The 12,461-nt window shown below is 45.7% G+C and carries 8 protein-coding genes; 4 read left to right on the top strand and 4 right to left on the bottom strand.

Translation table 11 applies throughout. From position 1 onward, the window contains the following. Positions 1-88: 88 nt before the first annotated feature. From EBB54_RS26815 to EBB54_RS26830, 4 genes are all read right to left on the bottom strand, one after another. On the bottom strand, positions 89-1,987 hold the full coding sequence (locus EBB54_RS26815) for an ABC transporter permease (RefSeq protein WP_125129713.1): 1,899 nt from the start codon (positions 1,985-1,987) through the stop codon (positions 89-91). Then, the gene (locus tag EBB54_RS26820; RefSeq protein ID WP_125129714.1) at positions 1,962-2,735 is read right to left on the bottom strand and encodes an ABC transporter ATP-binding protein; all 774 of its coding nucleotides are present in this window, start codon (positions 2,733-2,735) and stop codon (positions 1,962-1,964) included. The genes EBB54_RS26815 and EBB54_RS26820 overlap by 26 nt, the downstream gene beginning before the upstream one ends. A gap of 87 nt (positions 2,736-2,822) precedes the next feature. Beyond that, positions 2,823-3,821 (bottom strand): sensor histidine kinase, encoded by a 999-nt coding sequence (locus EBB54_RS26825; protein WP_125129715.1) that lies wholly within the window; start codon positions 3,819-3,821, stop codon positions 2,823-2,825. Continuing rightward, positions 3,802-4,506: a response regulator transcription factor gene (locus EBB54_RS26830; protein WP_125129716.1), complete on the bottom strand. Its 705-nt coding sequence runs from the start codon at positions 4,504-4,506 to the stop codon at positions 3,802-3,804. Before EBB54_RS26830 ends, EBB54_RS26825 begins: the two co-directional genes overlap by 20 nt. A 343-nt stretch (positions 4,507-4,849) precedes the next feature. On the opposite strand from EBB54_RS26830, the gene EBB54_RS26835 reads away from it, so the two are divergent. From EBB54_RS26835 to EBB54_RS26855, 4 genes are all read left to right on the top strand, one after another. Continuing rightward, entirely contained in the window at positions 4,850-6,580 is a 1,731-nt protein-coding gene (locus tag EBB54_RS26835; RefSeq protein ID WP_125129717.1) for a phospho-sugar mutase, read from the top strand. A gap of 97 nt (positions 6,581-6,677) precedes the next feature. After that, complete coding sequence (locus tag EBB54_RS26840) at positions 6,678-8,408, top strand: AAA family ATPase (protein WP_125129718.1); 1,731 nt, start codon at positions 6,678-6,680, stop codon at positions 8,406-8,408. Positions 8,409-8,440: 32 nt separating this feature from the next. Next, positions 8,441-11,467, top strand: a complete 3,027-nt coding sequence (locus tag EBB54_RS26845) for an alpha-L-rhamnosidase (RefSeq protein ID WP_243127830.1) — start codon at positions 8,441-8,443, stop codon at positions 11,465-11,467. A 138-nt stretch (positions 11,468-11,605) separates the two neighbouring features. Then, the gene (locus EBB54_RS26855; RefSeq protein WP_004074688.1) at positions 11,606-12,202 is read left to right on the top strand and encodes a recombinase family protein; all 597 of its coding nucleotides are present in this window, start codon (positions 11,606-11,608) and stop codon (positions 12,200-12,202) included. Positions 12,203-12,461 lie beyond the last annotated feature (259 nt).

Genomic DNA, 12,461 nt, shown 5'->3' on the forward strand with positions numbered 1-12,461 from the left:
TCTGACCTTTTCAGGGTATTTTAGTTTCACGGCGTCTCGCTCCCTGCAGCAAGGCATCGGGCCGAACAGGCAGTGGTTTCAGGCGTTATCATATTTTCTCCCCAAATTTTCTCCGATAGATACTGTTTACGAAATGATAGAAAATAAAATATACGACAATGAATATAGAACTATATTTTATCGATATTCCAAAGCTGCTGACAGCACTTTGTGAATCAATATAAAGGACTCCCGCCCACATGATCAAAATTGCGGTTATAAATGGTATCCATAACAGTACCTGTATTTTGCATCTTATTGTCTGGTACATTTCCTTTTGGGAAAATCCCAGTTTATACATAGAATCATATTTTTTCTGTTCTCTTTCCAAAGAAGTATAAAGTCTGAAATAAATAAGGCTTATTGAAGCGATAAGAAAAATTAAACTCACTGAAAAGCCGACAAAAGTACACAATTTTCTCATCAGGGATTCTGTATTATAATAATTCCCAAGGGTGGTAAACGCATAAGTATAATCGTAATCAACATCATCATGTGCCAATGTCTTTTCCAACTCGTCAGCCTTGCTTAAATGGTTAAGCCATTCGGGGTCTTCGTAACCTGTATAGGCTTCCGGATAGAAACCTTCTGCATTTTTCTGATAAAGTGTTTCCCAGCTTTTATCATCTAAAACATAAACTTCCTGAAAGCCTCCAGAGATACTGACAATCTGCTTATGCGGCCTCACAGTTATTTCAGAAACGGAAATTGTATCTAATAGCTGCTCTGCTTCTTCCCGAATAGAAAGCTTGTCTATATCCGTATTAGAATTTCCCGGCAAGATGAGAACATCATGCTTCCCTAAATTCACAGCTTCTTTTCCTTTGGCAGAAAGAATTTTATTAAAGTCACTTTCGCTTAAAAAGCCATATGTGAATTTTTTCCTCAGAATCACGTAACTTATTTTTTGGATGGAACGATCTGATAAAAGTTCCTTATCCAAATATGAAATATCCCGCCCGGCCCGCATGTTTTCCGGCCTTTCAATATAGGTGTAGGCAAACGGAGTAATATGTTCTACATCTTCTATAACATTACTTTGCATAGAACCCAGCGCACAGATTGCTAAGAAAGACATAGTCAGCAGAACTGCGTTCAGCGACATCATATGCCCGTTCTCCTTTAAGGCCGTTGAAACCTCTGAATCAGCAAAAAGATTCACTCCTTTTAAATGATTTTCCGAGCATTTTCTTATTTTAGCATATACGGCTCCAATCTGCGGCACAGCAAGAAAAATGAAACCAATTACGCAAAGGAATACGGAATATGTCCATAAATCTCCTAATCTGTTTCCGACCTGCGGATGCATAATGCATATGGTCATTCCCAGCAATATAACGGATAAAAAAATCTTTCCTGCCGACATTTCTATATTTTCCGCATAAGATTTATCACTTTTCAGAAACCATAAAACCTTTTTATGCGATATAAAGCAGGGCGTTATAAAACTTATGATAAGAAACATAGCAAGAAATAAGCCGATCGTAATAAGCAACGGAAAAACAGGAAGATAGATTTCAAATGAAACCGTAACAAAAATATTACGAATTAATTTAAAAAATAATCCTGAAAAAAGGACGCCGCTGATTAAACCTGCAATGAGTGAACTGATTCCAATCAACATATTTTCTCCAAATAACATTTTTTTCATTTGCTTTGGAGACATTCCCAAAATTGTATAAATTCCTAATTGCCTGCCCCTTGAGCCAAGAAAAGCCCAGGAAGAATATCCTATGAATAAAAATGCAAAGACATAAATAATAAAGTTTCCTGCTCCAAGAGCAAGAGCCAATGTAGAACCATCTTGTATTTTATTCAAATTCGGATGCATGGCGGCAGCTGTAAAAAGATAAAACAGTAAAATTGTAACCGTACTGCTGATGAAATATGAGAAATAAGTATGCTTATCTCTGCTGATATTTTTAAATGCGATTTGAAGCAATGTCATTTTGTCCACCTCCGAGAAAGGTCAGCATATCTAAAATATTTTGATAAAATTGTGTCTGGCTGTCTCCTGCAGTCATTTCCTGATAAAGCCGGCCGTCTTTGATAAATAAAACTCTGCCGCACATACTTGCAACATATGCGTCATGCGTAACCATAAGTATGGTGCTGTCCATCTTTCTATTTAATTCCTTCAACAGCTTCATTACATCATTTGTTGCTTTTGAATCAAGATTTCCTGTCGGCTCATCCGCTAAGATTAGAGAAGGATTATGCACCAACGCACGGGCAGCCGCCACACGCTGAGCCTGTCCGCCTGAAATCTCAAAGGTTCTTTTCGGAAGTAATTTGGAGATGCCGAGATACTCAGCAATTTTTTTTGTGCGCTTCCTGACCTCTTTTGCAGGTACATTTTCCAAAGACAATGGAAGCATAATATTTTCCTCAACAGTCAATGTGTGGATCAGATTAAAATCCTGAAAAATGAATCCCAGCTGATTTCTGCGAAAAGAAGCCAGCTCTTCCTGTGAAAGTGTATGCGGATTCTTTCCGTTGATATATACATTTCCGCTGGTCGGAGAATCTATTGTAGAAATCACTTGCAATAAAGTTGATTTCCCGCTTCCGCTTGGTCCCATGACAGCGGTAAATTCTCCTTTTTCCATATCAAAGCTCACATTGCTTAATGCCGTATGGGACATTTTTCCTTCATAAATTTTTTGAAGATTTTTAACGCTTAAAATTTTATTCATTATGAATACCTCCTGTTTCTGCTCCTACTATACAGGTTTCTGATATGATGTACTATCTATATAGATGACAAAAAGATGACATTTCTGTCACCTTTCAGTATTACCTGTGCGCATATAAATTTGAAATGTCGTTCCTTTTCCCTGTTCTGAACGCATTACAATCTCATGTTCTAAATAATCTAATATATTCTTGGCTATATACAGCCCCAGCCCGGAGGATTCTTTCTGTTTTTCTCTGCCGTTATTGCCTGTGTAACAAAAATTAAATATTCTGGGCTGGTCTTCCGCACATATTCCAGAACCAAAATCCTGTATTTTTAAAATCGCATGTTCATTTTCACAACTGCCGGCAATCTGAATACTTTGACCGGAACTGCTGTATTTTACTGCATTATTCAAAAACTGCTGAACTGCAAAGGAAAACCACTTTTTATCCGTATAGACATAAATAGAATCATGAATGTCCATTTTAGGAAAAACTTCGTTTTGAATAAAATAATTTTTTTGCTCGTTTACAACCGATTTTACAAGTGAAGCAAGCTGACATCGTTCCACTATAAAATCATTTTTTATATTTTCCATTCTTATCAAATGGAGAATCTGATTCAGTAAATATTCCATTCTGTCTAATTCCTCAATCAAATCCTCTGACGAAACAGACGGATTTTCCTGTGTCATCAGATTCAGGACCGAAAGAGGTGTTTTCATCTGATGCACCCACCTGCTGATCACAAATCTATAATTATCATTTTCGTTCTGCAGCCGGTTTACCTCTTCCTTATAAACGCTGCGTATCTTTTTCAGTCTGTTTTTTTCTGCTCTTGCCAGCGGGGAAGATCCCGATACGAAAAAATCTTCTTCTGAACCAACCTCTGATAATATGCTTTCATACAACGAAATACTCTTATAAAAATGTACCACCATACCCACAGAAAACACAAAAAAATATAAGATACCCAAATATAAATAATCGAAATCCTTTTCCAGCCATGCAAGGCTTCCGCTGATTGCGAAAGCAGAAAGAAGTACAGCGCTTATCAATGAAATATGTTCCTCTATATAAAGCTTAATGATTTTTTTCATCATTTATTTTCTCCAAAACATATCCCACGTTCCGTATGGCTTTTATTTCTAAAGGACACTCTAATTCCCGAAGCCTTTTTCTTGCCCTGCCGATATTTACATTCAATGTATTTTCTTCTACAAACATATCCGTATCCCACAATAATTGAAGCAATTCGTTCCGTTTCACATGATTTGGGTATGCGCGGAATAAACGTTCCAAAATATCTTTTTCGTTTTTGGCTAAAGATATTGCTTGCTCATGGTATTCTAATTTGAGCGTCTCCAAATTTATGGTTACATGCTCTAACTCTACTTTTTTTGTTTCCTGCAAAGCATATTCCCCATAACTTCTTCTAAGATGAGCATTGATTTTTGCGGTTACCAGATCATAAGAAAACGGCTTCGTTAAGTAATCGTCTCCGCCGCATTCTATTGCATAGATCTGGTCTAAATCCATGCTTCGTGCAGATAAAAAAATAATAGGAAGCGTACTGTGCCGGCGGATTTTTTTGCACCAGAAAAAACCGTCATAACAAGGTAAATTGATATCTAATAAAAGTAATTGCAAGTGATGTTTTAAAACATGCTCCGCCACATTTGTAAAATCATTGCATATCCATATTTCAAACCCATATTTTTTCAAATGCGCTTTTAATAATTCCGCTATTTTTATATCATCTTCAACAATCCCGATTTTATATTTCATAAGCAGATCTTCCTCTCACGGCTGCATTATAATTGGCAGGAAATATTATGTGATCCCGAATAATTTATTTTGTTTTCATAGGATCTCTTGGTTCATCTAGGATTTTATAATATCAAATTTTCTTTTTCAGAACAATGGATTTGCTGTTAAATTTTAATCTTGTTCATGACAAACGCGGCTTGCTCCGGGAGAATCAATTGAAATTATGGGGATATTTGTGATATGATAATCATGAATTTGAAGTGCATACTGTCAGGGTAGATCCTGATATGGTTAACGTAAATCATGGTTTTGATCTGTAAGGGGAGAAAGCACTACCCCAATCTATAAGGAGGATTTGAACATGGACGCAAGAGAGACCTATGAATTTTGGCTGGAGGACGCATATTTTGACGAGGATACAAAGGCGGAGCTGCGGGGAATTGCAGGAGACGCGGATGAGATCGCGGAACGCTTCTACCGCGACCTGGAGTTCGGCACCGGGGGACTGCGGGGCATCATCGGGGCGGGCACGAACCGGATGAATATTTATACCGTGCGGAAAGCGACCCAGGGGCTTGCCAATTATATTATCAAGGAGCAGGCCCAGGAGAAGGGCGCTGCCATTGCCTTTGATTCCAGGAACATGTCTCCGGAATTTGCGGAGGAGGCCGCACTCTGTCTGGCTGCAAATGGGATCAGGGCGTATATTTTCCCGTCCCTGCGTCCTACCCCCATGCTGTCCTTTGCGCTGCGGGAGCTGGGCTGCGCGGCAGGCATCGTGGTGACCGCCAGCCACAACCCGCCGGAATACAACGGCTACAAGGTCTACTGGGAGGACGGCGCGCAGATTACATTTCCCAGGGATAAGGAAATCATCGGGGAGGTCAACGCCATCACGGATTTTGGTCAGGTGAAAACCATGAAACGGGAAGCGGCGGAGGCAGCAGGGCTTTACCGGGTGATCGGCTCGGAGATGGACGACAGATACATGGAAGCCCTGAAAAAGCTGGCCATCCACCCGGAGATCATGAGGGAGGAAGGGAAGGATCTGAAGATCGTCTACACCCCGCTCCACGGCACCGGCAATCTTCCGGTGCGGCGTATCCTGAAAGAACTGGGATTTACCAATGTCCATGTGGTAGAGGAGCAGGCGCTTCCGGACGGCAATTTTCCTACCGTATCTTATCCGAACCCGGAGGATCAGAACGCATTTTCCCTGGCATTGAAGCTGGCCAAAGAGGTGGACGCGGATATCGTGCTGGCCACGGATCCGGACGCGGACCGTCTGGGCGTCTACGCGAAGGACAGCCGTACCGGGGAGTACCAAAGTTTTACCGGAAATATGTCCGGCATGCTGATTCTGGAATACATTTTATCCCAGAGAAAGGCCCTGGGAACATTGCCGGAAAAGGGCGCGGTGGTGACCACCATTGTATCCGGAAAAATGGCGCGGGAGATCGCCGGAGCCTATCAGGTGGATCTCATCGAGACGCTGACCGGCTTCAAATACATCGGCGAGCAGATCAAGTTCTTCGAGCAGAATGGGGAGCATGAGTACGTATTCGGATACGAGGAAAGCTACGGCTGCCTGGTGGGAACCCATGCCCGGGACAAGGACGCAGTGGCTGCGGTGATGGCCCTCTGCGAGACGGCGGCATTCTGCAGGCACCGGGGGATGACCCTGTGCGATCAGATGGAAACGCTCTTTGAAACCTATGGATATTATCAGGAGGGCTTGTGTACCGTGACCCTGAAAGGCCAGGACGGGGCGAAGAAGATTGCTTCCATGATGGAAGGAATCCGGGGAAATGTACCCAAAACCGTGGGTGGGCTGGGAGTGACCCAGTTCCGGGACTATCAGGAGGATGTGCTTCTGGACTTTGTAAACGGAACAAAGACCGCCACCGGCCTGCCGAAATCCAACGTGCTCTATTTTGAACTGGAAGAGGGGGCGTGGTGCTGCATCCGTCCATCCGGAACGGAGCCGAAGATCAAATTTTATATCGGTGTAAAGGGAACATGCAAAGAAGACGCGGAACAGAAGCTTGCGGAACTGACAGAGGGTGTGAATAGAAGGCGGCCGCCATTCTGAAAAGTCACAGTTTTTTGATAAGCGGAAAACTCCCGGGTTTGAAGAACCAGGAGAAGGATTCATTATAGAAGCTTGAACAGAGAGGAGGATATCCTGTATGATAAATAAAGAGGAGAAAGGAACGGTGCTGCCTTTAAAACTGCCTGTCGGTATTGAGAATTTTGAGGAAATCCGTACAAAAGGCTTCTACTATGTCGATAAAACGGGACTGATTAAGGAATTGCTTCATAACTGGGGAAAGGTGAATTTGTTTACACGCCCAAGAAGATTTGGCAAAACTCTGAATATGAATATGCTGAAAGCATTCTTTGAATATAAAACCGACAGATCGCTTTTTGACGGGCTTGAGATTGCTGAAGAGACAGAACTGTGCAGGGAGTATATGGGAAAATATCCTGTAATCTCTATTAGTTTAAAAGATATAGATTCCAGAGAATTTGAAGGTGCCAGAGCAGCGATGTATTCTGTAATCGGCAACGAAGCTCTTAAATTCTGGTTTTTAACGGAGAGTGACCGGCTTAATGAAGGAGAGAAGGCACAGTTTAGCCAGTTAATAAAAAGTGATTCTGGAGGCCGGCTCAAGTTTGACATGTCAGAAGAAATACTAAGAGACAGTCTTCTGACATTAACGCAGCTATTGTATAAGCATTACGGTCAGAAAGTGATCTTGCTGATTGATGAATATGACGTGCCATTGGATAAGGCACACAGGGCAGGATATTATGAAGAGATGGTCGGCCTGGTCCGGAACCTGTTCAGCAGGGTACTTAAGGGGAATGACTGCCTTCAGTTTGCTGTGCTCACAGGATGCCTGCGGATAGCAAAAGAAAGTATTTTTACCGGATTGAATAACTTTAAGGCGTACTCTGTTGTTCATGCATGGTTTGATGAATATTTTGGATTTTCAGACGATGAAGTAAAAGCAATGCTGAAGTACTATGGATTTGACAATGCCTATGCTGCGATAAAGGAATGGTATAATGGCTACCGTATCGGCAATGCAGACATATATTGTCCTTGGGACGTGATTAATTATATTGATTTGCTGAGAGCTGAACCGGCCGCTGCACCAAAAGCTTTTTGGATCAATACAAGCAGCAATGATATTATCAGAAAATTTCTCCGGATGGCGAAGCAAAGTACGCGGAGAGAGATTGAGCGGCTGATCAATGGCGAGAGCATCGCAAAAAAGGTGAAGGAAGAACTGACTTACCGAGATTTGTATAAGAGTATTGAAAATGTCTGGAGTGTGATGCTTACCACAGGCTATTTGACAAATCGGGGTAAGGCGGAGGGGAATACTTACCTTCTTGCGATACCAAACCAGGAGATAAGGCAGATTTTTGTTGAACAGATCCAGGAATGGTTTCAGGAAGAAACGCAGAAAGACCAGATGAAATTGGATACATTTTGTGAGGCGCTGGTAAGTGGGAATGCAGAAGCTGTTGAGAGGCAGTTTACAGCTTATTTGAAGAAAACAATCAGTATTCGGGATACGGCTGTTCGGAAAGAGAAAAAGGAAAACTTCTACCATGGCATTTTACTTGGCTTGCTGAGTTCGCGTGAGAACTGGGATGTGAGTTCAAATGCAGAATCCGGAACAGGATACAGCGATATTCTTGTAGAGACGGAGGACGAAATTGGCATTGTGATAGAGGTAAAATACGCAGAGGGCGGAGATTTTGATGCGGGCTGCAGGACCGCTTTGAAACAGATTCAGGATAAAGACTATGCTGCTGGACTTGTAGAGGATGGAATGGAGAAAATTGTCAAATATGGGATCGCCTGCTACAAGAAGAACTGCAGGGTTGTATATGCTAAAGGATAAAATTATTTTAAGACAGAAAGGAACCCCCAACTATGGAAATCGTACATTTAAAAGTGAATCATCTTGTCAACCCCATTGGCTTTGACCTGGGCCGGCCCACCATCTCCTATGTGGTCAGAGGCACATCGGCAAGAAAGCAGGAAAAAGCCCGGGTACTGGTCTCGCTGGACGAGAATTTTTCCGATCTGATCTATGACAGCGGGGAGACAGACGCAGTCGTCAGCACCGCGTTTTTGCTGCCCATTGATCTAACGCCGGAGACACGCTATTACTGGAAGGTTCGTGTCTGGGCGGACAACGGCGAATCGGCGGAAAGCCCGGCAGCATGGTTTGAAACAGCCAAAGGCGGGGAATGGAAGGCGGACTGGATCACCCCCTGCGCCCCAAAAGAGCTGCAGATGTCCGTCATGAAAACATTTACCATTACAAAACCGGTATCCCGCTGCAGAATGTACGTCACAGGCGTGGGTCTCTATGAACTGTACATCAACGGCGAGAAGCAGGGGGACGAGTGCCTTCTTCCCGGTTTCTGCGATTACGACACCTGGATTCAGTACCAGACCTATGAGGTGGATTTGCGTGCCGGTGAAAATGAGATCGAAGTTCTGCTTGGGGACGGCTGGTACAAGGGCTGGTACGGCCTAAGGCAGACGGAGGAAAATTATGGGGACCGCCTGGCGTGCATCGGGGAGCTGCACATTTCCTATGAGGACGGGACAGAGGAAGTGATCTCCACGGACGACACCTGGCAGGCAAAAAAAAGCAAAATCGTTTCCAGCGGCATTTACCCGGGAGAGGTCTATGATGCATCTCTGGACACCAGTGAAAGGTTTCCGGTAGAGAAGATTGACCTGGACAAGAAAAAGCTGTCCCCCAGGCTGAGTCCGCCTATACGGATTCATGAGCGGATCACGCCTGTGGAGCTGATTTACACTCCGGCCGGGGAAACGGTGCTGGACATGGGGCAGAATATGGTGGGCTGGCTGGGCTTTCACTGCAGGGCTTCAAAGGGCACGAAGCTTTGTTTCCAGTTTGGTGAAATCCTCCAGGACGGAAATTTTTACAATGAAAATCTGCGGACGGCAAAGGCAGAATTTACATACATTGTGGACGGAAATGCGTGCGATGTGCGGCAGCATTTTACCTTTTACGGCTATCGGTTCGTCAAGATCACCGGTTGGGAAGGCGAGCCGGATGTGAATGATTTCCGAGGGCTGGTCATCCACTCTGAGATGGAGGAACTGGGAGATATCGAGACCTCTGATCCGCTGGTGAACCAGTTGATTCACAATGCAAAATGGGGCCAGAAGGGCAATTTCCTGGACGTGCCTACGGACTGCCCCCAGCGGGACGAGCGATACGGCTGGACGGGGGATGCCCAGATCTTCAGCGGTACGGCCTGCTTCAACATGGATACTTATGCATTTTATACGAAATACGGACGGGACGTCTATGGGGAGCAGAAAAAGCTGGGCGGCAGCGTGCCCGATGTGGTTCCGGTGGCCAATTATCCCGGCGACGCTTCCACTGCCTGGGGCGAGGCTGCCACCGTGATTCCCTGGAATGTGTACCTGCATTACGGCGATAAAAGCATCCTGGAGCGGCAGTACGACAGCATGAAGGGATGGGTGGATTACATGAAGGGCGAGGATGACAGATACGGCGGTAAACGCCTGTGGCAGAGCGGTTTCCACTACGGCGACTGGCTGGCCCTGGACGGAAATGTGCCCGGCGGTGTGTACGGAGCCACCGATCCCCACCTGATCGCATCCGGGTATTATTACCATTCCGCGGTTATTGTGGCAAAGACGGCCAGGATTCTGGGAAATGCGCCGGATGCGGAGTATTATGAAACCCTTGCGGAGGAAATCCGAACCGCCTTCATCCGGGAGTATTTCACCCCGGCGGGAAACTTAAGCGTGGATACCATGACGGCCTATGTGGTGGTGCTGTACATGGGACTGACGCCGGATTCTGCCCGCGAAAAGGTATGCAGGGGGCTTCTGAACCGGCTGAAAAAGAACCGCTACCATCTGGACACGGGATTCGTAGGCACCCCCTACCTGTGCCGGATGCTGTCCGAAAACGGCATGAACGACCTGGCATACCATCTGCTGCTGGAAAAAGGCTATCCCGGCTGGCTCTATGAGGTGCTCATGGGCGCGACCACCGTATGGGAACGGTGGGATTCCGTGCTTCCGGACGGGAAGATCAGCGGTACGGAGATGAACTCCCTGAACCATTACGCGTACGGCTCCATTGTGGAATGGATGTACCGCAACATGCTGGGCATCCAGCCCATGGAAGAGGGGGCCGGCTTTAAGAAATTCCGGGTTGCCCCTGCGCCCAATTATCAAATATCCTGGGCTAAGGGCTGCCTGCGGTCGGCGGCAGGGATGATCGAAAGCTCATGGAGAATCGACGGGAAAAAGCTGAAAGTAATTGTGACCGTGCCCTTTGACGCAGAGGCCCGAATCGTGCTGCCGGACGCAGACGCGGGGGAGATTGAGAAGGCGCTGGGAATGGGAGATGGACGCGGGAAGAGCGGCGAAGGTGCAAAAAGAAATTATTGCCGCTGCAGCGGAGCAGGAGCAGATTCCGGCAGAGAGACAGGAGAAGAATGCGGCAATACTGCAAAGGCGGATTGCGGCAGAGAGATAGGAGCAGACCGGGGCGGCGCTGCAAAGGCGGATTGCGGCAGAGAGACAGGAGAGGACTGCGGGAGCGCAGCAGGAACGGATTGCTGCAGAGGAGTCCGCGCAGTCACACAGATGGGAAGCAGTGTCGCGGTGGAAGTGGAGGCTGGAACGTATGTTTTTGAATACGAGCCGACGAAACCCTACCGGAAGGTCTACAGCATCGATTCTCCAATGGAAGAGCTGATGGAGAATGCAGAGACCAGGAAGATTCTGGAGGAGGATTATCTGTGCCGGTTCAAGAATCTGCCCTTTGAGAAGGAGCTGTTTACGCTGGAAGAACTGATGAACGGGCCGTTTACCAGCCTGCCGCGGGAAGAGTGGGAGGCGTTGGACAAGAGGCTGCGGAGTGTGGTGAGCTGACAGAAGGAGGTTTGCAGCAGGCTCTGTAAATCGCATTGAGATTTATTGTATAGAAGTTCATTCTCTGACAATAAGAACTAGAGTTTCCTCTATAATAAAAACATAATATACTTATGGGTTACAAAGGAGGAAACCGTTATGACGGGAACAATGTATGGTTACATCAGGGTCTCTACAAAGGATCAGAACGATGACAGGCAGCGCATTGCCATGAAAAAATACGGCGTGGCAAAAGAAAACATTTTCGCTGACAAGCAGTCCGGCAAAGATTTCGAACGCCCCGGCTACAAGGCGCTTCTGAAAAAGATCAGAGAATGCGATACCCTTATCATCAAAAGTATCGACCGCCTGGGACGGGATTTCAACGAGATCATTGAACAGTGGAGGCACATCACCCTGGAAAAGAAATGCGGCATTGTGGTGCTGGACATGAAGCTTCTCAACACCGGTCTGGACCGTAGCCTTCTGGACCGCCTTGTGGCAGAGATCATGCTGATCGCCCTTTCGTATGTGGCAGAAACTGAGCGTGAAATGATGCGCCAGCGAGTCGTCGAGGGGATCGCCGCGGCAAAAGCAAGGGGCGTGGCCGTGGGCAGAAAGCCCATCCAGCTCCCTCACAATTTTGAATTTATCTGGGATCTCTGGGCGCAGGGAGAACTGTCCGGCCGGGAAGCCGCCAGGCAGTTGGGGGTGGATAACCATACCTTTGCGAAATGGGCGAAGGAGATTGGGTGATATAGTTTTTTCTATCATTATAGTAATTGTGAGTTGCCCCGTCCTGTGCTATAATTCATACCTAAGGGCACCCCATTATGGCCATGCGGCCGTTTCACAAGGCATAGAAAGCATCTGCCATAACCAGATGTTACTGTAAATAGTAACAGCCATATACTTTCAGAATAAAAATAGAGTATATATGATGGCAAAACCGTTCAGCATAGGAATACCGGATTTCAAAAGTCCCGGTTCAATCCGCGATATGCAGGAACGAAAA

The organism is Schaedlerella arabinosiphila, assembly GCF_003885045.1.
Taxonomy (GTDB): Bacteria; Bacillota; Clostridia; order Lachnospirales; family Lachnospiraceae; genus Schaedlerella; species Schaedlerella arabinosiphila.